21 protein-coding genes and 2 pseudogenes are annotated in these 20,627 nt (G+C 64.1%); 6 read left to right on the top strand and 17 right to left on the bottom strand.

The genetic code is table 11. From position 1 onward, the window contains the following. The first annotated feature begins 20 nt into the window (after positions 1-20). Positions 21-206 carry a ribbon-helix-helix protein, CopG family gene (locus DCN14_RS34050; protein ID WP_096507039.1) on the top strand — a complete coding sequence of 62 codons (186 nt, stop codon included), beginning with the start codon at positions 21-23 and terminating at the stop codon, positions 204-206. Positions 207-230: 24 nt separating this feature from the next. Here DCN14_RS34050 and DCN14_RS34045 read toward each other — a convergent pair whose 3' ends face one another. Then, the gene (locus DCN14_RS34045; RefSeq protein ID WP_096507040.1) at positions 231-1,067 is read right to left on the bottom strand and encodes a spermidine synthase; all 837 of its coding nucleotides are present in this window, start codon (positions 1,065-1,067) and stop codon (positions 231-233) included. 46 nt (positions 1,068-1,113) lie between these two features. Beyond that, the gene (locus DCN14_RS34040; protein WP_096507041.1) at positions 1,114-1,458 is read right to left on the bottom strand and encodes a zinc ribbon domain-containing protein YjdM; all 345 of its coding nucleotides are present in this window, start codon (positions 1,456-1,458) and stop codon (positions 1,114-1,116) included. Between the two features lie 343 nt (positions 1,459-1,801). Between DCN14_RS34040 and DCN14_RS34035 the strand changes: the two genes are divergently transcribed. From DCN14_RS34035 to DCN14_RS34025, 3 genes are all read left to right on the top strand, one after another. Then, positions 1,802-2,065, top strand: a complete 264-nt coding sequence (locus DCN14_RS34035; protein ID WP_096507042.1) for an HPr family phosphocarrier protein — start codon at positions 1,802-1,804, stop codon at positions 2,063-2,065. A 65-nt stretch (positions 2,066-2,130) separates the two neighbouring features. Next, positions 2,131-2,352: a hypothetical protein gene (locus DCN14_RS34030; RefSeq protein ID WP_096507043.1), complete on the top strand. Its 222-nt coding sequence runs from the start codon at positions 2,131-2,133 to the stop codon at positions 2,350-2,352. Positions 2,353-2,480: 128 nt separating this feature from the next. Continuing rightward, entirely contained in the window at positions 2,481-3,035 is a 555-nt protein-coding gene (locus DCN14_RS34025; protein ID WP_096507044.1) for a GNAT family N-acetyltransferase, read from the top strand. Positions 3,036-3,143: 108 nt separating this feature from the next. Here DCN14_RS34025 and DCN14_RS34020 read toward each other — a convergent pair. The 8 genes and pseudogenes from DCN14_RS34020 to vgrG all read right to left on the bottom strand — a co-directional run. Continuing rightward, positions 3,144-3,408 (bottom strand): annotated as a pseudogene (locus DCN14_RS34020) (TolC family protein); the annotation flags it as partial. A gap of 16 nt (positions 3,409-3,424) precedes the next feature. Then, positions 3,425-3,895, bottom strand: a complete 471-nt coding sequence (locus DCN14_RS34015; RefSeq protein ID WP_096507045.1) for a hypothetical protein — start codon at positions 3,893-3,895, stop codon at positions 3,425-3,427. Continuing rightward, positions 3,892-5,304 carry a hypothetical protein gene (locus DCN14_RS34010; protein ID WP_115531489.1) on the bottom strand — a complete coding sequence of 471 codons (1,413 nt, stop codon included), beginning with the start codon at positions 5,302-5,304 and terminating at the stop codon, positions 3,892-3,894. The genes DCN14_RS34015 and DCN14_RS34010 overlap by 4 nt, the downstream gene beginning before the upstream one ends. Further along, complete coding sequence (locus DCN14_RS34005) at positions 5,301-5,558, bottom strand: PAAR domain-containing protein (protein ID WP_096507047.1); 258 nt, start codon at positions 5,556-5,558, stop codon at positions 5,301-5,303. The genes DCN14_RS34010 and DCN14_RS34005 overlap by 4 nt, the downstream gene beginning before the upstream one ends. A 32-nt stretch (positions 5,559-5,590) precedes the next feature. Further along, complete coding sequence (locus DCN14_RS34000) at positions 5,591-6,310, bottom strand: hypothetical protein (protein WP_096507048.1); 720 nt, start codon at positions 6,308-6,310, stop codon at positions 5,591-5,593. 59 nt (positions 6,311-6,369) lie between these two features. After that, positions 6,370-7,077 (bottom strand): hypothetical protein, encoded by a 708-nt coding sequence (locus DCN14_RS33995; RefSeq protein ID WP_096507049.1) that lies wholly within the window; start codon positions 7,075-7,077, stop codon positions 6,370-6,372. Then, a complete protein-coding gene (locus DCN14_RS33990; protein WP_096507050.1) occupies positions 7,067-9,040 on the bottom strand; it encodes a DUF3274 domain-containing protein in 1,974 nt (657 codons plus the stop codon). The genes DCN14_RS33995 and DCN14_RS33990 overlap by 11 nt, the downstream gene beginning before the upstream one ends. Continuing rightward, a complete protein-coding gene (vgrG, locus tag DCN14_RS33985; protein WP_096507051.1) occupies positions 9,033-11,561 on the bottom strand; it encodes a type VI secretion system Vgr family protein in 2,529 nt (842 codons plus the stop codon). Before vgrG ends, DCN14_RS33990 begins: the two co-directional genes overlap by 8 nt. Positions 11,562-11,680: 119 nt before the next feature. Here vgrG and DCN14_RS33980 point away from each other — a divergent pair. Next, positions 11,681-12,151: pseudogene (locus DCN14_RS33980) on the top strand (cytochrome c); the annotation flags it as partial. Between the two features lie 113 nt (positions 12,152-12,264). Here DCN14_RS33980 and DCN14_RS33975 read toward each other — a convergent pair. After that, entirely contained in the window at positions 12,265-13,401 is a 1,137-nt protein-coding gene (locus DCN14_RS33975; protein ID WP_096507052.1) for a porin, read from the bottom strand. Between the two features lie 528 nt (positions 13,402-13,929). Between DCN14_RS33975 and DCN14_RS33970 the strand changes: the two genes are divergently transcribed. Next, a complete protein-coding gene (locus DCN14_RS33970) occupies positions 13,930-14,871 on the top strand; it encodes a LysR family transcriptional regulator (protein ID WP_096507053.1) in 942 nt (313 codons plus the stop codon). A 27-nt stretch (positions 14,872-14,898) separates the two neighbouring features. Here the strand turns inward: DCN14_RS33970 and DCN14_RS33965 are convergent, their stop codons facing one another. From DCN14_RS33965 to DCN14_RS33940, 6 genes are all read right to left on the bottom strand, one after another. Next, positions 14,899-16,245 (bottom strand): MFS transporter, encoded by a 1,347-nt coding sequence (locus tag DCN14_RS33965; RefSeq protein WP_096507054.1) that lies wholly within the window; start codon positions 16,243-16,245, stop codon positions 14,899-14,901. Positions 16,246-16,323: 78 nt separating this feature from the next. Beyond that, the gene (locus DCN14_RS33960; protein ID WP_096507055.1) at positions 16,324-16,722 is read right to left on the bottom strand and encodes a RidA family protein; all 399 of its coding nucleotides are present in this window, start codon (positions 16,720-16,722) and stop codon (positions 16,324-16,326) included. Between the two features lie 115 nt (positions 16,723-16,837). After that, positions 16,838-17,614: a benzoate diol dehydrogenase BenD gene (gene benD, locus DCN14_RS33955; RefSeq protein ID WP_096507056.1), complete on the bottom strand. Its 777-nt coding sequence runs from the start codon at positions 17,612-17,614 to the stop codon at positions 16,838-16,840. Beyond that, positions 17,611-18,633 (bottom strand): benzoate 1,2-dioxygenase electron transfer component BenC, encoded by a 1,023-nt coding sequence (gene benC, locus DCN14_RS33950; RefSeq protein ID WP_096507057.1) that lies wholly within the window; start codon positions 18,631-18,633, stop codon positions 17,611-17,613. Before benC ends, benD begins: the two co-directional genes overlap by 4 nt. A 38-nt stretch (positions 18,634-18,671) precedes the next feature. Next, positions 18,672-19,160 (bottom strand): benzoate 1,2-dioxygenase small subunit, encoded by a 489-nt coding sequence (gene benB, locus DCN14_RS33945; protein ID WP_096507058.1) that lies wholly within the window; start codon positions 19,158-19,160, stop codon positions 18,672-18,674. Beyond that, the gene (locus DCN14_RS33940) at positions 19,157-20,515 is read right to left on the bottom strand and encodes a Rieske 2Fe-2S domain-containing protein (RefSeq protein ID WP_096507059.1); all 1,359 of its coding nucleotides are present in this window, start codon (positions 20,513-20,515) and stop codon (positions 19,157-19,159) included. The genes benB and DCN14_RS33940 overlap by 4 nt, the downstream gene beginning before the upstream one ends. Between the last annotated feature and the right edge of the window lie 112 nt (positions 20,516-20,627).

Raw genomic sequence — 20,627 nt, 5'->3', positions numbered from 1 at the left:
CCCACCAGCGCTGCCGCACGATGGAAACGAAAACCGCCCGCCTCACCGTCCTGATCGACCCCGCCAAGAAAGAGGCGTTCGAAATACTTTGCGCGGAGCAGGATCTCACGCCGTCGCAGGTCGTGCGACAGTTGATCCGCGAGTATCTCGACCAGCACGGCGTAACGTACCGGACGAAAAGCGCGCTCGGCAAGCGAATGAAGTAAGCGCGCTCGAACCCGCGGCGGCGCTCACGCGCAGATTTCCCAACGGGCATGCTCGCGCGCGCGCCACACGAGCCGCGCGGGATTGATGCACTCGCCTTCCTTCATGCGCCGGGCCGTCGGCGACAGCTTCAGCTCGCCGGCCGATGCGATCCCGAGCGCGCGTTCGAGCAAAACGCGCAGCGATGGCAGCGGGTTGCCGTTCTTCCATGCAAACGCGATGAAGTTGTTGTCGTCGCCGCACGGAACGAGCGCATACGATGCGTCGAACACCTCGCGCAGCTGCTCGAGATGCCGCGGCAGCGCCGGATCGTCGTCCATGAAGTTGATCGCGAGCACGCCCGTTTCGCTCAGCCGTGCGCGGCACGCGTCGAGGAACGCGGTGCCCGTGCACCGGCCCGGCATGCCGTCGGCGACGAATGCGTCGTGCAGGATCACGTCCGCCCGCACCGCTTCCCTCGACACGTAGTCCGCACCGTCCGCGCATATCACCGCGAAGCGCGCATCGTCGTCGGGGATCCGGAACACGTTGCGCAGCGCGATCACGTCCGGATTGATCTCGACCGCGTCGATCGCGGTATCGGGCAGATGCCGGTAGCAGTATTTCGCGAGCGAACCGCCGCCGAGCCCGATCATGCAGATACGCGCGGGCACGGGCTGCAGCAGCAGGAAGCCCATCATCACGCGTGTATAGCCGAGCTCGAGCCGCACCGGATCCTTCAGCGACATGAAGCTCTGCGTGCCGAAGTGGTCGAAGTGCAGCGACACCGTGTGCTTCGTCTCGAGCACGAACGGGCGGCCGTCGTTCAACGGCATCGCCAGGAACCGCAGGAGTGCGTCATAGGAAGCTCGATCCTCGCTCATGCGCGGCAGGCCTGGATAATCGGAGAGTCGGTCGAACCGCGCGCGGTCAGACCTTCTTCAGGTAGCAGGCCTTCAGCATGAAGCCGCCGAGGTCGGTCTTGCAATCGACTTCGTGATCGCCGCCGACGAGCCGGATGCTCTTGACCTTGGTACCCATCTTCAGCGTGATCGATGAACCCTTCACGCGCAAGTCCTTGATCAGCACGACCGAATCGCCGTCGGACAGCACGTTGCCGTTCGCGTCCTTGACGACGTCGCCCGCCGGTTCGTCGCCCGCTTCGGCGCCGGCGCCTGCCGACCATTCATGACCGCAGTCCGCGCACACGTAAAGCGTGCCGTCCGGGTAGGTGTTTTCCATCGCGCATTGCGGGCAGGCGGGTGCAGCGTTCATTCCAGCTTCCATTCGGAGGGGGTTCGGGGATCGGCAAACAATGCCGGACGCGCGCGGCCGCGTCGCCGCCGACGGATCGGCAGGCCGGGCTTCACGCGCACAGCATTATAATGCAATACACATAATCAAGCTGCCGTATTATAATGGCGTCCCTTCCATCATTCGCCGGACTTGATGGCGGTTTCGCTGAGGATGTCGACATGTTCGAGATGAATGATGCGCCGACATCGCCTGTACAACGCCCCGCGGTGCGGCGGCAAGCCGCGCTCCGCGCGTTCATGCCGTGCTGCCGGCCGCTCGTCGCGCACGGTCCCGACGACCTTCCGCAAGGCTGACCCGCATCGTGCCAACCGTCGTCTACGTTGAAATCGGCGCCGCATGGAACCGCGGCCGCGCAAACGCCACCCGCGCCGCGGTCGTCGCGGCGGCACACCGTTTCGAAAGCGACATCCTGCTGATCGCCAACGGGCTCAGCGGCAACGCGAGGAGCGGCGATGCCATCGCGTCACTGCTGATGCATGGCGGCACCTCCGCGCAGGTGCTCGCGACCGGCCCCGACGAGGAAGCCGCGCTGCAGGCGCTGCTGCCCTTGCTCCAGGCGGACTGACCCTGCGTCGTCCGCTTCCACGGCTTCGTGCCGTTCACCCTGAATCATCTTTCTGCGAGGAAGCGATGAACGACAACGTCACGTCAAACACCCCCACCCTGTCTGCATCCGCGATCTGGGCGCTCGAGCGCCTCGCCGACGTGCGCTACGGCCGGGATGCACCGGCGCTCGGCTGGTCGGTCGAACAGGAGCTCGTCGGCGCCGGGTTCGTCAGCCATGCCGCCAACGGCCGCTCCGGCGCATCGATCACCGCGCATGGCCGCAGCTTCCTGAAAAGCCGGAAGTAGGACGGCGTCGGGCACATTGCCCGATACGACCGGGGGCTTGCGGTCGCGCCGCGATTTCCGCGGTATCGTACGGTGCCCGCGGGCGGCGCAACGCGCCGCCTTCATCCTCCTTCCCCGTGGAACATCCGATGACCGCCAGCGCATTGCCGCCCGTCACGTCCCCGCCGGTTCTCGACACCCCGCGCCTGATCCTCGAAGGCCATCCGCTCGGCGACTTCGATGCGCTCGTCGCGATGTGGGCCGAGCCGGCCGTCGTCGCGCACATCTTCAACGGCGAGCCGTCGGCGCCGCGCGACTCGTGGATGCGGATGCTCGCGTATCGCGGCCTGTGGCCGCTGCTCGGCTACGGCTACTGGGCGATTCGCGAGAAGGCGTCGGGCCGCTACGTCGGCGATCTCGGTTTCGCCGACTTCCACCGCGCCGTCGAGCCGTCGATTCGCGGCGTGCCGGAGGCCGGCTGGGCGCTCGCGACCTGGGCGCACGGCAACGGCTATGCGACCGAGGCGCTCACGCATGCGCTCAGCTGGCTCGACGCGCAGCACCGGTTCGAGCGCAGCGTGTGCCTGATCGCGCCGACCAACGCCGCATCGATCCGCGTCGCGGAAAAAGCCGGGTATGCCGATCCGGTGCGCATCCGCTTCAACGACGCCGATTCGTTGCTGTATTCGCGCGCGTGCCGCTGAGCGGGATGCCGCGTGCCGGCCGCGGCGTAGCGGCCAGCGCGCGGGGCCCGCTTCCGCCTGATGCGACGGCGGCGCCGCGCTGACTGGATCCTTGCCCGACACCGCGCCGGTCTGCCATCCGCCGCCGAGCGCCTGGTACAGTGCGACGAGATCGATCGTCGTCTGCAATTCGCCCTGCACCGCCTGCTGCTGCCCCTCCGACCATTGGCGTTGCGTGTCGAATACGTCGAGGAACGGCGACAAACCCTTCCGATAGCGATCCCGCGCCAGGTCCAGTACGCCCTGCTCGGCCTTCACTGCATCGTCGAGCGCTTCTTGCTTGATCCGTCACGACGGCAGCGCGCCGACACGCCGATGACTCAATCGCGCGTGCCGCCCCTGACCGAACTTCACCGCGATTGGCGCCGCGGAAGGTCGCCGTACAGGCGATAGAGGGCGTCAACGACCCGGACCTTGGGGCGGGCGCGTTTTGAACTGATCCACAGCGGCGAACCCTGCTGCTTGTACCACCTCCAACCGTTCTCCGCCGTGATCTGCATGCCCCGGTCGGGACATATGCCGTCGGCGATGTCCTCGTGATACAAACGCATCGCCATCTGCTGCCGCCAGTGACGCAGCGCGTCCGGGCCAACCCAGCACAGCGTCGCAGCCCATAGTCCAGCCTCGAGCATGAACGGCCACGTGGTATCCAATGCCTGTACGGCCATCCGGCAAACGATCGTCTCCCAGACTGCACACAGTATCGCGCCCGCCCAGAACAGATACAGTACGGCGTAGTGGCGATACCTGCGCCACCGTCCCGACCTGCGAACCGCGCGCTCGATCTCGTGCCAAGCATCGCGTGTTTGGCGCTTGCTCATGTCCGCTCCTTTGAACGTTGCAATTCACTGAAAAAGTCGTCTTCCAGCAAACGCCGGCTCAGTATCGCCCCGCCCATCTGGATCGGTAACGTCAGGATAACTAATGCCAGCACCGCCCAGCCGATCCATGGCCTCATGACGCCGAATGTCTCGGCTCCGAACATCGTCAAACAGGCCACCCCCACCAAGCCGATGGTCGTGGACAAGCTGAGCAGCCGGTAATACTCGGCCTTGACAGGCTCAACCGGCGCCAGCTGTGTGCCAATCAGGTTCAGTTGCACGCCGTGACGTATCGGCGTGGCGACCAGTTGTACGCCTTGGCCGTGCTGCACGATCTGCGCCGCCAGCGCGCGCAGAAGCAGCGGGCTGACTGGCCCCGGCTCACCGATCGCTTTATCGAGGTCGTGCGCCGGCAAATCGAGTCCGCAGTCCTTGACCGCGGATACGGTAGCGTGCCGGAGATGTACGGGCAGTCTGCTCGTCCACATGTGCTTGATCCGGGCGGGCGGAACCTGCTGCGCGCGCAGAAGGGCGGCGGTTGCGTCCATCGCCTCATCAGCTTCGGCCGTGATGGGCCGGAACAGATACGCCTGCGGCCGGCGCTTGCCACGGTAGTCGCCCATCACGTCGGACGAGGTGGTCAAAAGCGCGACCGCGGCCTCCGACCAGGCCGGTGCTTGGTCAGGCCGATGCAACTGGCAAGCAAGGGTAAGCACGAATTCCGCCGGCGGGTGGTCGTTGCCAAACCAAGGCTCGGTGAGCGACAGCGGCGTATCGAGCGATACCCAGGAGAACGAGACGAGATCAGGAAGGCGTAGGCGCTGCCAAAGCTGCTTCAACTCGTACAGGTCGTCCTGCGTTGCCGATTGCAGGTAGACGTGCATCGAACGGGTGCGCGCGATCCCGGCAATGGTCGCCGACAATGGCGTCAACAGGCCCGTGAGTATGCCTTCGAGCCTCGCCTCGCTGGAAGCCTGATCCTGGCTCGCCAGCGGCAGCCGCTTACCGGCATTTGCCGGCCGCGAGCCTTCCAGGCCTAACATGCGTTCGGCCAGTCCGACCTCCGGTGTGAGTGTCGCGCTAGCGATGATGACGACACGCCGCTGCGCCCAGCGTCGCCAGTTCGCCTGTGTCTCGCGGCACAGGTAGTTCCACCAGTCCGTGTCGTTGAGCTCTTTCTCGTAGCCGCTGTAGAGGCTCCCGCATAAAGCAACCGTCAGCGCAAGCGGCAGGACCAGCAAGCGCACGAAAAAGTCACCGGACGCGACCGGCTGCGCCCCCCAGGTCAGCACCGTGATGACCACCCCGGCCGCTTGAATGACGATGTAGATAGCGAACGCGATCCATAGTGGCGGAGGCTTGCTGCATACGCGCGGCGCCGGCAGCCGCATGTGCCATTGCATGCTCATGCGATCGACACTCCCGGCGATTCGGCGATGACCTGACTGCCGCACTCCGTGCGACATTGATCAACCACCCACCGGCGCCCGCCTTCGCTATAGCCGACACCCGTCTCGATGATGCGGTTGTCGCCGTGCTCAGGGCATGACACAACGTCGTGCAGCAACACTACCTTGCGGCCGTCGAGGGTGAACGTGGACGAGGCGGATTTGACGGTGCCGCCGTGCGTTGTCGGGTCACCGAGACAAACGGGATTTTTCATGATCTTGTTCCTTGCAGAGCGGGACATGTGCGTTAGCGCACCAGTGGCGCATCTGGATTGGTCGGTTTGATTGATGCGTCGCACGTGATGCGGTCTTGGCCGGAGGGCGTGCGAAGCTTCGAAAGAAGGCCAGGTCTCTTCGACGCCATAAATGTGGAACTGCGTATGCCCGGAGGATATGGCTTGCTCAAATCGATATTCGGAAGCAACGGATATTCTTTTACGTAAGGATCGCCGTCTTCGTCACCATAATCGACTTGAGCGACAAACAGCTTGTCTTTCGTTGCTGCAATCGTATATCGCTTCGAATCCTCGAATGGTTTATAGATGTACCTCGCATACACCATTCCATGAAACGTGTTGCCGCCATCCGTTGAATACGCCATGACAGGATTGCATCCTCGGTCGCCACAAACTGTATAAGGCGCGACTGCGGATGGAAATACGAGATTCATTCCAGTCGGATCCGCATTAATGACTCTTCCCTGGAAATTCTCGACGGTTCCCCGTCCAAGCTTTCTACGGATACCCGCTTTCGTATCGTTATAGAAAGTCTCGCCGTGATAGCAATCACGATACCGCTCCAGCGTCACGAACCGGTGATCGTCGAGCCGGTAAATGACTTGGGGCGGCGAATCGTAAGGCAGTTCCTTGGCGCTTAGAAAGTCCGCGAGACTGAATGAATACGGACGCTGCGCACTACAGGCCTGCATCAGCAGCATCAGCACGACAATAACGAGGTTACGCACCATTGGAATTTCCCCAGATCGGATTTTTCATGATCTTGTCTCTTACAGAACGACCACGCGTATTAGCGCACCAGTGGCGCATCTGGATTGGTCGGCTTGATTGACGCGTCGCACGTGATGCGGTCTTGGCCAGAGAGAGCTCGAGTATTCTCAGCCAACGGAACGCCGTATTCAATTCGCAAGCCGCCCGGCAGTTTCGCACCTGCTCCATACACGAATCCTTGCACCAAGGGGTATCGAGCAGTAATCAGATAGTCAGACGTCTCCATCGGCTTCTCGTAGACAAACATCGCATCCTTTGTAGCAGTAATCGTATATTTCTTCGAATCCTCGAATGGCCTGAAGCTATGCGGCATATAGGTCAAGAGATGGAACGTCGTTCCGCCATCAGTCGAGTACCACAGCGGCACGGCACAGCCTCGATCTCCGCATGAAATTCGAGGCGGAAATGCAAGAGGCAGCACGATATTCATCCCGGTCGGATCGGCATTAACTATCCGCCCCTGAAAATCCTCGAACAAACCAATTCCGATCCTCTTGCGAATATGGGCTTTCGTATCGTTATAGAACGTCTCGCCGTGATAGCAATCACGATACCGCTCCAGCGTCACGAACCGGTGATCGTCGAGCCGGTAAATGACTTGGGGCGGCGAGTCGTAAGGCAGTTCCTTGGCGCTCAGAAAGTCCGCGAGATTGAATGAATACGGACGCTGCGCACTACAGGCCTGCATCAGCAGCATCAGTGTGACGATAGCGAGGTTACGCACCATTGGAATTCCCCCATTCGACGCGTTTTGCGTCGGCGCGGCTCTTTTCTTCGGCCACCGTGCTCCAGTCGATCACGTCTGGCTTTTCGACAGTCTTGAGAACCCCGTCCGTAAAGTACGGATCGTAGCCTTGCGTCCAGTCAGCCTTCTTGATCAGGCGAGCCCAGAAATCCCAGTCCTCGGCAGCATCACAAAAACCGATCGGCAAGTCCCAGGCCACGACGCGCTTCATGAACTCGGCATGCGACGGCAGCGTGCTGTGATTGGTCGGCTCGGGACGGTAATTGTTGATCCGCTCCTGGAGTTCCTCTTGTGTTTCGAGTGAACGCGTGCGCCCGCTATTGGCATACACGTCTTCGCGTGTTTTGTATTCTTCTCGCTCATACATCGAGGCAAAGTTGGGAAAGGAAGAGTCCAGATACCTGCCCTTTGCCGGGTCAATCGAATCGGGAACAAACTTTCCCCACTCAGGCGCAACTTTGCGTGACTCTTCAAAACCCTCCATCTCCTCCGCCGTCAGCGGATTCGGTACCGGCTCGGCATTGATCGTGACGGTCTGGTTGGGCTTCGGCACGGCCCATAGATTTGTCAAACCAAACACCCCTGCAGCCGGTCCGCGATTGCCGTTCCAGAAGTCCGTCGCTTTCGCACCGGGGACCAACTTCTCCTCCGGGGTCGGCGGCAGTGTGCCGAACCGCCGAACGCCTGGTTCATCCCCCACCGCCGTTTCACGCGCCAGCATCCGCTGCTTGACGGTATCGCCCAGTTCCATCAGCAGTTCATCGTCAATGCCTTGCCAGCCAATGCTTTGCAACGACGTGATGCCCATCACCCGATCATGCGGCGTGAAATAGACGTATAACCGGCCGTGATTGTCGCGCTCCGGCATACCGTAATGCAGCTTCAAATCCGGCCGCCAGAAATTCATGTCCTGGGTTGCACCGACGTGCAATTGCTCCATCATTTCTTCGGTGTAGACTCGCTTGTCCCGCTTGATGCGATTCGCGATCCGGCGGAACGTGTTGACGCGCGCCTGCGCAGTCGGTCGCTCACTCCCGCACGTCAGCGCGTCCGTCGCCTTGTCATCCACCGCAAACGGCGAATTCATCACGAACAATGCATCGGGCGCGCGAGTCTTGCACAAGGCAGTGGCCGCCATTGCAATCATGGTGCCCTGACTGTGCGACATCACCGTCACCGTGTCGCGTGGGCACCGGGTCCGAATTTCGTCAATCAGGTTCGCCAGGCGCTGCGCGGCGTGCGCGTAGTAGTCGCGCGGCGGCGCATCCTGCAACTGCCGCTCCACTTCCGTGTTGAGCCGTTGCAGGTCGAAGCCGTAGATCGTGCGCGTGAAGCCTTTTTCACTCCACAACTGCTGCAGGTTGTTCGTGCCATTCTGGAAAGGCCCGCCGCCCCAATACCACGGCGTGTTTTGGCGATGATCCTCGACCTTGTGTGGCGTACATTCAGGCGCCCAATAATCGGAGCCCTGCTGATCGCGCAATGCGATTCGCCAATTTTTCTCCTTACCTTTTTGCGCTCGATAGCCCCAATAGAAGCGGATCACGGGCGAATGTCCACTTTGTTTTATGTAGCGCGTCACTTTATACCCCGTGCTTTCGTCATTATCCGAGTACACATTCGGCGTTAGCTCAGACGAATGCCCCTTTCGAAGTAGGCGCTCATTCAATCCATCGCAAAGCGCCTGCTCCGCCGCGTCATACCACTCCCCCTCGGAGTTCACGCCATGCACGAAGATGATGACACCGGGCAGATGCGGGGGAATCCGCGCCTCGGCGCGCACCTGATAGCTCGTTGGCGTCAGGTACGACTCCCAAAACGGGCGGCCGAGGTGATCGCGCTGCATCGGCACGATGCGGGTTGCGTCTTCATGCCGATAGCGCTTTGGCTGTGTTTCGCTCGTCGTGTTCGCCGTATCACCCGACCGATCAACTGAATCATCCATTTGCTCGAGCTCCGTTGTTGTTCTTCGACAGCATCAGCTTGATGCCCTGTGCAATGTCGTTCGGCGTCAATGACGTTTCGCCCTTCGCGCTCGTGATGCCCTCCACGATTCGGCCGTCCGCCAGCTGGATCTTGTACGGCTTGTTCTTCATGGGCCGGCCGGTCACGTCGTCGCTCAGGATGAACCGCTCGTCATTCGTGACGTTGCTTTGATCGAACTTCGGCAATGGCAGCGACAGCGCGCCCGGACCTTCCTTCTGAATCTCGACGATCTTCAGAATCAGGCGCCCCGCACCGCCGATCTCGACGTTATCGCCCTGCACCTTGACGTAAGCCGTGCCGCCGCCACTGAGCACAACGCCATTGGCCGCGTTCGCCGTCAGCGTGCCCGCCGCGCTGCTCAATTGCATGTTCTGCCGTGCCACCAGTTCCATCGCGTCCGACTGCGCCTGAATCCGGACCTTGCCGCGTGCGGCGAACAGACGAATGCCCATCCTGTTCGCGAACAGCGACAACACCTCGCCTGCGGCGATGGCGACATGTCGAATCGCATTCACGTTGAATCGCGACGACGTGGCGACGCTCACGTCCTTGCCGGCCGACACCATCACGCGGTCGGGTGTCGCCAGGCCAATGCCGGCCGGCGCGGACAACGCGATTACCGACTTTTTCAGGCCCGCCAGTTCGTCTTTGAGCCACGCGTTTTCTGCCCGCAGATCCGCGATCTCGGCTTTCGCCACCGCCGCAGCCTCTGCCAACCCCTGCGCATGCGCTTGCGTAAGCTGGAACTGGTTGGTCGCGGAACGCATGTCGGTCTGTTCGCCCCGCGCCTTCTCCTGCCGGTCGGCCGATATCAATATGCCGCCACCCGCGCGCACGTGTCCGCGATTGTCAGTGCGCAGTTCGAAGCCTTCGCCACGCGGCTTTTGGTCGCGGTCCACCGTGTGACCGAGATTCAGCTGCGTCTTGCCATGCTCCGTCGCCAGCTTGATGTGTTCGCGACCGTCCCGATCGTCCATCTCAAGCGTGTTGTTCGAACGGGTCCGCAGGGTATTGCGCGTGCCCCACGGAACGCCCGAGATGATCGGGTCCGTGTGCTGCGCGGTATGGAGCACGTGGCTGATGAACGGCAAATCGACGCAGCCCCACAGGAAGCTGACGCCAACGACGGTGCCCTCGACCAGCCCGAAATGAAAGCCCGTTTGATTCGGCCCCGCGAATGGCTTGGCAAGACGCATCGGGCAACTTCGCAGACCGGGCATCCGCGTGTCGCGGTCCAGATGAAGGTGAACGATATATTCACCCTGACCGTCCAGGTATGGGTCTTTCCAGCCACCCGACGACGCGATGGTCCCCGTGATAACGCCGTGAATCTTCGGCCACGTTTCCGTCTTCAACGGCAGCCGGTATTGACGGTCGGACGGTATCGCGTCGAACGTCACGTGATACGCCTGCTTGCGCGACGCCCGACACACCATCCGGACCACCAGCAACCCATGCTTCGCATCGGGCAATGCCCTGTTCGACAGCTTCAATATGGAACCAGCCGTGAGATCGAGCATGTCGCACTCGCCGCGATACTCGATCTGTTCGGCCAGCGCCACTTCGCGCCGTAGTTGCGCTTCCTCGTTCGCTTCGTCCTGGCTCTGGTTCGGCGTCCCCCACGTATATGCGTCACCATACGTTGTGCGGTCCTCACGGATCGGGCTGATTGCCTCGATCGGTTCGGAAAGCTGCGCCTCCGTACTGAACGTGCGCACCGTATAAGTCTCCGGCAGCGTCCTTGCGGTCATTTGCAGTGCGCTGACGGATTCGAGGCCGCTGGATTCCAGCCCGCTGCGCGGCCGGTAGGCGACGGTCAGGCGCTCAGGATCGCGTCGGTAGTGCGCATAGTCGTCGCCAAAGCGTACCCGTTCGCAACGCTCGCCCGCTTCGCATACGAACCAGATGCCCGAGCGGCGGCACAGTCTTGTGATGAACGCCAGGTCGTCCTCACCCCACTGCATCACGAAGCTGCGTTTGCGGTAGGTACGGTGCAGCGTGAATTCAAAGCCGGCAAAAATCTTGTTGAACGCGTGTTCCCGGAGAATCTGCTCGATGATCTCGCGAACGGTCATGTCGAGGAAGAACCGGCATTTTGGCGCCTGACGCAGCAACGCCAGCCGGGACTCCAGCACAATCTCGTAGAGGGATTGATCGCGATGGGTATCCTTGAGCGCGAACCCCGTCACGACACCTTGCACGCGCCGCGCGTCTTCCGGCTGACTCCAACGGTCGCGCGGCGGAGGCTGGATCACCAACGTGCCGATTCTGTTCAGAAATTCGCCGCGCGACAGGTCATGCCGGGGATGGGTGAACCGGATTGTGTACTTTGTCGGCTCACCGATCCCGTGCGCGCCCTCGAACTCGTAGATGTCCGCGAGCGTGGCAGCGGGATTGCCCTTGATGTCGAGGCTGTAGAACTGATGGATGTTGACGCCCGCGCGTGCGGGCGCGTCGTAAATAACCGTGCTCGTTGCCAATAGCCCCTCCCAAAATGTCGGCGGATACCCCGCTGGACATTAATTGGCCGGAGTCAAGACAACAATTAGACGAGTCCGAATTTGTCGAGAATGCTATTTTCCGTCAACACTTGCGGGTCGCGCTGCTCACCGACGCCGACCGCCAAGCGATCGCGGCCTGCCTGAAATCGTTGCCCGCGCAACCGACTGCGGCGACCAACCCGCTGGGTGTCGGCGTCGCGCGCTCGACGCCCGCCGGGCCGCGCCCGGAAGGCGGCCAGCAGGCGCCGGGGGCCGGCGTGTATGCGGGCTTCTGCGCGCGCTGCCACGGTGCGCAAGGCAACGGCGTGCCCGATCACGGGCCGCCGCTCGCGGGCAATTCGGCCGTGCTCGCGGCCGACCCGACGAGCGCGATCCGGATCGTCGTCGAAGGCGCGCGGCCGGCGCCCGGCACGCACGGGCCCGTGCAGCGGATGCCGGCGATGCGCGGCGCGCTCACCAGCAGCGAGATCGCGGCGGTGGTCAGCTACGTCCGCGGCGCGTGGGGGAATCGGGCCGCGCCGGTATCGGAGCAGGATGTGAGGCGGTTGCGCGCGGCGCTACATCGCTGAGGAGCGAGGCCGCCGCGCATATCGCGTCGCGCGTCTATCGAACCGCGTCCGCACGCGCGACAGCCGCGTGCATCGCGTCGCGGGCGGTTCGTGCGCCGCCCGCGCCCGCGTGCTCAGAACATGTGCCGGATCCCGGCCATCACGCCGACCTGGTTCTGCCCCGGCGCGGGCGTCGTGCCGCCGCCGCCGGCGCTGACCGAGAACGCCGCATGCGCGCTGTTCGCGAGATACGCGCCCTGCAGATACACGGCGGTCTGCTTCGACAGGAAGTAGGTGCCGCGCAGCACGCCCAGCGTCGCGCGCGCGTCCTGGCCGGACACGGTCACGTGATAGACGCCGGTATCGACGAGGAACGCGGGCGTCACGTAGTAGTTCGCGGTGAGGTAGAACAGGTTCGAGTGCAGGTTCGGGCCGCCCGACGCATCGGTATCGACCCAGCGGCCGATCCAGCCCCCGCCGAACTTCATGCCGAACGCGTTGACGTAGCCGTTGACCTGCGCGCGATCGTCCTTGTCGCCGCTCGCGGAGAGCGGCAACGGCTTGACGCCGTCGAAGAAGTTCGCGGCCGCGGTGGCGCTGCCGCCGCGTTGCTCTTCGTACGACGCGGCCACGCCGAACGCCGTCGAGTCGTACTTCAGCATCGCGGACCACAGCCGGCACACGGTCGTTTCGCCGGGCGTCGGGCCCGCGCAGGTGCCCTGCCCCGGCGAGTTGCCGGTGCCGGCCGAATCGCGGCCGAACGAATACATCGCGCCGGCCGTGAAGCCGCCGAACTTGCCGCGCCACGCGACGGCGTTGTCGGCGCGGCCGTTCGGAATGTACGCATCGAGTGACGGCAGCCCGTAGATGTTCGGGCCGAGCAGGTCCGAATCGAGCACCGCGTAGTACGTCATCGTGTACTGGCGGCCGAACGACAGCGTGCCGTACGGGCTTTCGATCCCCACCCAGCTTTGCCGGCCGAACAGGCGCGTGCCCTGCCCCATCGTGCCGTTGCCGACGTTGAAGCCGCTTTCGAGCGCGAACACCGCCTTGTAGCCGCCGCCGAGATCCTCGGAACCGCGCAGCCCCCAGCGCGACGGCAACTCGCCGGTGATCGACGGCATCCGCACGATGCCCTTGCCGTCGGCGTTCGCATGTGACACGTATTCGACGCCCGTATCCAGCACGCCGTACAACGTCACGCTGCTTTGTGCAAAACCGGTCGTCGCGAATCCGAGCAAAGCTCCGCCAACGAGATGCTGAAATCTCATGCTGTCTCCAAACCTGAATATGAATGCTTCCGATTACTACGTATGACTAATTGATCGAGATAAATCGGATCGGTTTATTTCCCGGCGATTCGATCCGATGACGGCGGATGGCCGTCGATCCGAAACGCGGGCACGATTGTCCGAAAGGCACGACTGGACCGGGAACGACGCGCGCTGCGCGCCATGCCGGCGGGCGAGGAATGTGATCGGGGGATGTCTCCTTGTTGCATGGTTTCCGTTCTTCGGGTTGCAACTGTTTGAGTCGATACTATCGGCCGCAAAAAAACGCGTCCAACACCGATTGGGTATCGGTTGATATCTGCGAGGTATGCATGCGCGATTCGCCCTGCTTTGGTGCAATGCGGACCCGCGATACGATGCGTCCCGATCGCATAAATCCGTCACGCGAAAGAAGAAGCTCAAGTAAAATATGGAGCACTAACTCTTCTCCCGGCCTCTCGATATCCTCACTCGGCCGTGTCCGGCTCCGGCTCGGGCTTCGCATCCCCCCACTCGACGGCAAGGACCATGGAGCTACGCCATCTGCGCTATTTCGTTGCGGTCGCCGAAGAATGCAGCTTCACGCGCGCCGCACAACGGCTGCATATCGCGCAGCCGCCGCTGAGCCGGCAGATCCAGCAACTGGAAGAGATCCTCGGCATCGTGCTGTTCGAGCGCAATTCGCGACCGCTGAAGCTCACCGAGGCGGGCCGCTTCTTTCATCAGCATGCGGTGCAGCTGCTCGCGCAGACGGCCGAGCTCGAATCGATGACGCGCCGCGTCGGCAAGATCGAGCGCAGCCTGTCGGTCGGGTTCGTCGGCTCGACGCTCTACGGGATGCTGCCGAAAGTCATTCGCCGCTATCGCCAGCAGCATGCGGAAGTCGAGCTCAGCCTGCACGAGATGTGGACGATGGACCAGATCAAGGCGCTGAAGGAAGGCCGCATCGACGTCGGCTTCGGGCGCATCCGTCTCAACGATCCGAACGTGCGCCGCGTCGTGCTGCGCGAGGAGCCGATGATCGCGGCGCTGCCGCTCGACCATCGGCTGAGCACGGTCACTACGCCGCTGTCGCTGCACGACCTGCTCAACGAAACGCTGATCGTGTTTCCGAAAACGCCGCGCCCGAGCTATGCGGACCAGGTGCTGTCGGCCTTCCACGATCGTGCGCTGAAGCCGGCGCGCGTGCTGGAAACCCGCGAGCTGCAGATCGCGCTCGGGCTCGTCGCGGCCGGCGAAGGTGTGTCGATCGTGCCGAAAAGCGTGCACGGGCTCAAACGCGACGACATCTCTTACCACGACCTCGACGATCCGCGGCTCGTGTCGCCGATCATCATGAGCATGCGCCGGCTCGATGCGTCCGAAGACATCGAGCGCATGCTGAACCTCGTCTACGCGCTGTACGACGAGGAAGGCATGACGTACCTGCCGCCTTCCGCGGAACGCGACGATCCGGCCGCGCAGGACTGAGCGGGCCGGATCGCCTGCCGCGCACGCTCAGTGCGGGATGGCCGATGCGACTTCGGCGTCCGTGCGATCCACGCGCAGACTGAACACGGCCAGCGCGGCGAGCGCGAGCGGCACGGCCAGCGCGAGAAAGAACCCGGACGGCCCGCCCCACGACAGGAACGTGCCGCCCACGGCGGAGCCCGCGATCGCGCCGGCGCGGCCCATTCCGATCGCCCAGCCGGTCGCGGTCGCGCGCAGCGCGGTCGGATACGCGCCGACGATCAGGTAGTTCAGCGCGATCTGCTGCCCGCCGATCCCGAACCCGGCCGCACCGACGAGCGCGAACACGAGCGCCCAGTTCGTGCCGGCGTAGCCGAGGCCGATCGCGATCGCGATGCCGAACGCGAACATCGCGCCGAGCAGGTTGCGCGTATTCACGCGCGGCAGCATGATCGACAGCGGAATCGCGCAGACGATGAACACTGCATTGACGATCACGGTGCCGACCGGCGCCTGCTGCGCGGTCAGGCCAGCCGCCTTCAGCACGGTCGGCAGCCACGACAGCAGCATGAACCATGCAATCCAGTTCAGCAGGTAGATCGCCCAGATCGCGAGCGTCTTGCCCGCATAGCCGCCGCGAAACAGCGCGGCGACGCTCGCCTTCGCCGTCGCTTCGTCGGGCACGCTCAGGCGCGCGTCGGCCGGCAACGGCTGCGTGACGATCTTCGACAGCATCGCATGCACCCGCTGCTGCGCGCGTGCGTCGCCGCGCGAGGCCAGGTAGAACAGCGATTCGGGCAACAGCAGCACGACGAGGCCGAGCACCGCGAGCGGCACCGCGCCGCCCACCACGAAAATCCCCGACCAGCCGATCACCGGCAGCATGCGCGCGGCGAGCAGCCCGCCGAGCATCGCGCCGGCAGGCAGGCCGAGCAGCACGCCGGTCATTACCGCGCCGCGCAGGCGGGCCGGACAGTATTCGGCCGCGAGCGCGAGCAGCACCGGCGTGCAGCCGCCCATCCCGAGCCCGGCCACGAAGCGCAGCGCGAGGATGTACCGCGGGTCGCCGGCCCACGACGTGGCCAGCGTCGCGGTGCCGAACAGCGCAAGGCCGATCATGAGCGCGGGCCGGCGGCCGATCCGGTCGCCGACGAGGCCGAGCGTCATCGCGCCGATCGTCATCCCGACGATGCCGGCGGTCAGGATCGGGGCGAGCGCGCCGGCCGGCAGCCGGAACGCGGCGAGGATCGCCGGGCCGGTAAACGCGATCGCCTGCGTGTCGAAGCCGTCGAGCAGCGCGATCAGCACGCACAGTGCGAGGACGCGGATCTGCAACGCACCGAGCGGCGCATCGTCGATCAGCGCGGGAATCGAGCGAACGGATGAAGGGGTCATGAAGCGTCTCCAGGACCGGCCCGCTGGCGCGGGGCGATCCGTTTATCGTTTTGAAGTACGAATTTCCAGCGCCGGGTATCAGCCCGCAAGCACCGCTACCGCCTTGATTTCCACGATATAGCCGGGCGATCCGCCGAGCATGTGCGCGCCGACGGCCGTCCAGGCCGGCTTCGGATGCGCGTGCAAATAGCGGTCGCGCACCTGCATGAACAGCGGCAGGTCGCGCATGTCGGTATGGAAGGTCGTCAGGTCGACCACGTCGTCGAGCGTCGCGCCGCCCGCCTCCAGCACGCGCTTGAGGTTCTCGAACGCCTGCACGATCTGCGCTTCGCGATCCGCCACCAGCTGCATCGCGGCATCGCGGCCGATCTGGCCGGATACGTACACGGTGTCGCCAACCTTGATCGCCGGCGCATAGCCGATTTTTTCGTACACGGCTTCCATTCCGGCCGGAATGATGGCTTCGCGCTTGTGCATGCGTATCTCCGTGGCCGGCGTGTCGGCGTCGGCCGTTCATGTCGTGATCGAATGGCGTGCACGCGCGGCTGCGGCACGTGCACGTTGCAGCCCGGGTTCGGCAAGCCGCCGCCGTTCAGCCCGTATCGCCGCCCGCGACCGGCAGCACCGTGCCGGTGATGTAGCCCGCTTCGTCCGACGCGAGGAACAGGATCGGCGCGATCTGTTCGTCGAGCGTGCCGTAGCGCTTGAAGAACGTCGAATCGGTCACCTGCCGCACCGCTTCGGCCATCCATGCCTGTTCCTGCGCGTTGTCGCCGTCCGCATTGCGCGGCACGCGGCGCGGCGGCGCTTGCGTGCCGCCCGGCGCCGTCGCGACGACGCGGATGTTGTGCTCCGCGTATTCCATCGCCAGCGCGGAGGTCAGCGCATTGACGCCGCCCTTCGCGGCCGAATACGGCACGCGGCGAATGCCGCGCGTCGCGTTCGACGACACGTTCACGATCGTGCCGCCGCCGCGCGCGAGCAGATGCGGCAGCACCGCGTGGCAGCTGTAGAGCGTCGGCATCAGCGAGCGGCGGATTTCCGCGTCGATCTGCGCCGGCTCGAATTCGGCGAACGGCCGCATCCGGATCGCGCCGCCGACGCCGTTGATCAGCACGTCGATGCCGCCGAACGTGTCGACCGCGCACGCCATCGCCGCGCGCGCGCCGTCGTACGTCTCGAGATCCGCGACGAAGCCGGCCGTGTTGCCGCCGCCCGCTTCGGCCGCGACCTCGGCCACGAAATCCGCGCGATCGACGAACAGCACCTTGCCGCCCTCGGCCGCCGCGCGCAGCGCGACGCCGCGGCCGATGCCCTGCGCCGCGCCGGTCACGACGACGACCTTTCCGGAGAATCGTTGCATGGTCATGCCGCCTTTGCCGTGACGTTCGGGGTGAACTTCTCGTAGTGGAAGCTGTTGGGCTTCACGCCTGCGTCGTCGAAGTACTGGCGCACCGCGTCGACCATCGGCGGCGGGCCGCACAGATAGACGTCCACGTCGCCGTCGTTCAGCGCGTCGGCCGGCATGTGCTGCGTGACCCAGCCCTTGCGCGGGTGGTTCGACGCCGCATCGGCGACGACCGTCGAGAAGCTGAAGTTCGGCAGCTTCGCCGCATACGCTTCGATCGCGTCGACCAGCACCAGGTCGAGATCGCGCGTCACGCCGTAGATCAGGTGCACCTTCTGCTGCGAACCGCTGCGCGCAAGCACCTCGAGCATCGACAGGAACGGCGCGAGGCCCGTGCCGCCGGCGAGGAACAAGAGCGGGCGCTGCACGTCGCGCAGGTAGAAGCTGCCGAGCGGCCCGGTCAGCTCGAGCGTGTCGCCCGGCTTCGCCGATTCGAGCCACGTGCTCATCACGCCGCCGGGGATCTTCTTGATCAGGAAGCCGACCTTCGCGTCGCCCGGCGCGGACGAGAACGAGTACGAACGGTGCTGGCCGCTGCCCGGCACGCCGATGTTCACGTACTGGCCCGGCAGGAACACGGGCGCGGCCGCGCCGACGTCGAGTTCGAGCACGATCGCCGCATCGTTGTGCTGCTCGACCTTCGTGACGGTCGCGGCGAACGCGCTGTGACCGGTCTTGCATGCGACCGACGACGTCGGAATCGCGATCACGCAATCGCTTTGCGGCACCATCTGGCAGGTCAGCACGAGGCCGCCGTCCTTCTCGTCCTCGGTGAGCGCGTCGTCGATGTAGTCGTCGCCGAGATCGTAGCTGCCGCTTTCCGCGCGGCACTTGCAGGTGCCGCACACGCCGTCGGAGCAGTCCATCGGCAGGTTGATCTTCGCGCGGAACGCGGCGTCGAGCACCTTCTCGCCGGCCTTGCAGTCGATGAAGCGGGTGACCCCGTCCTCGAAGTTCAGTGCAATCTTGTAGGTGGACATGACATCGTCTCCCTGTGTTACGGTCGAAACAATCGGCGTCAGACGTGGTACACGTCGAGCACCTGACGGATGTAGTCGTTCTTCAGCACGATCTTCTTGTTCGAGATCAGCAGCGCGTCGCCCACCTGGCGCAGCGTGACGAACATCGTGCCGAAGTAGTGATCGGTCACGCGGTAGCGGTGGTTCAGCGTGTCGAAGTTGTAGCGCACGTCCACCTCGCCGTCGCGCTCGGCCAGCACCTCGACGTTCGTCACGTTGTGGCTGGTGCGCGGCTCGGGCGTCGATGCGCCGCTGCGCTCGGTCTTGATCCGGAACACGCGATCCTCCAGGCCGCCGCGATCCGCGTAGTACATCAGCGAGATCTGGCTTTGCGGATCGTCGGTCGGCCGGTCGTCGTCGTCCCACGCGGGCATCCAGTACATGACGTCTTCCGTGTAGCAGGTCAGCCACGCGTCCCACTCGCGGTCGTCGAGCAGGCGCGCTTCGCGATACAGCGTCGCGCAGATGGTCCGGTAATCGATGTTCATGCTGCGGCCTCCCCGCGTTCCTTCTTCAGCGCATCGCGCATCACGTGCACCCAGTGTTCGTGCTGGCACACGAACAGCCCTTCGTCCTCGCTGCGCTCGCCCGAGATGCGCGGGTTCAGCCCCATCTTCTTCGCGTTCTCGTCCGGCCCGTCGATCCACAGCGGCGCGCCGCGCGACAGGTCGTTCCACATCGCCGTGATGCCCGCGTAACCGGCCTGGCATGCGCGGAATTCCTCGAGGTCGTCGGCCGTGCCCATGCCGGTCACGTTGAAGAAGTCTTCGTACTGGCGAATCCGCGTCGTGCGGTCGGCCTCGCTCTCGCCCTTCGGCGCGAAGCAGAAGATGCTGACTTCGGTCCTGTCGACGCCGAGCGGACGCACCACGCGGATCTGCGTGCTGAACTGGTCCATCAGGAACACGTTCGGGTACACGCACAGGTTGCGCGTCTGGTTCACGATGAAGTCGGCCTGCACGTCGCCCACGCGCGCCTTGATCTCGTCGCGGTGCTGGTACACCGGACGCACTTCCGGGTTCATCGTCTGGGTCCACAGCAGGATGTGGCCGTTGTCGAAGCCGTACACGCCCGCGACCGACTTGCTCCAGCTGTTCGCGTCGACCGCCTTGGTGCCGTCTTCCTTGCGGCGGCCCATCGTCGCCGCGTAGTTCCAGTGCACGGTGCTGACGTGATAGCCGTCGCAGCCGTTTTCCATCTGCATCTTCCAGTTGCCTTCGTAGATGTAGGAGGAATTGCCGCGCAGCACTTCGAGGCCGTCCGGCGCCTGGTCGACGATCTGGTCGATGATCACGCGCGCTTCGCCGAGGTAGTCTTCCAGCGGCAGCACGTCGGCGCTGAGGCTGCCGAACAGGAAGCCGCGATAGTTCTCGAAGCGCGCGACCTTCTTCAGGTCGTGCGAGCCGTGCGTGTTGAACTGCACCGGATACTCGGTCGTCTTCTCGTCCTTCACCTTCAGCAGCTTGCCGGTGTTCGAGAAGGTCCAGCCGTGGAACGGGCACGTGAAGCTGCCCTTGTTGCCGTGCTTGCGGCGGCACAGCATCGCGCCCTTGTGTGCGCATGCATTGATCACGGCGTGCAGCTCGCCCGTCTTGTCACGCGTGATGACGACCGGCTGGCGGCCGATCCACGTCGTGTAATAGTCGTTGTTGTTCGGAATCTGGCTTTCGTGCGCGAGGTAGACCCAGTTGCTCTCGAAGATGTGCTTCAGCTCGAGCTCGTACAGTTCCTCGTTCGTGAAGATGTCGCGGCGGCAGCGGAAGACGCCGGCTTCCTTGTCGTCCTGCACGGCGGTCGCGAGCAGGTGGTCCAGTTCGGTGGTGTGGTCGATCGTGGCGGACATGTTGGTTCCTCCTGCGCGCGTGCCGGCTCCTGCAAGCACGCTCGCATCGGTATCGATTGAATCTCGCGGGGGTCCGGCATGGCGGCGGCGCATCCGCGCCGCCGCGCCGTCG

The sequence above is a fragment of the Burkholderia sp. IDO3 genome (genome assembly GCF_003366075.1).
Classification (GTDB): domain Bacteria; phylum Pseudomonadota; class Gammaproteobacteria; order Burkholderiales; family Burkholderiaceae; genus Burkholderia; species Burkholderia anthina.
Note: the sequence above shows the minus strand (reverse complement) of the source record. Positions and strands in the feature narration are given on the sequence as shown.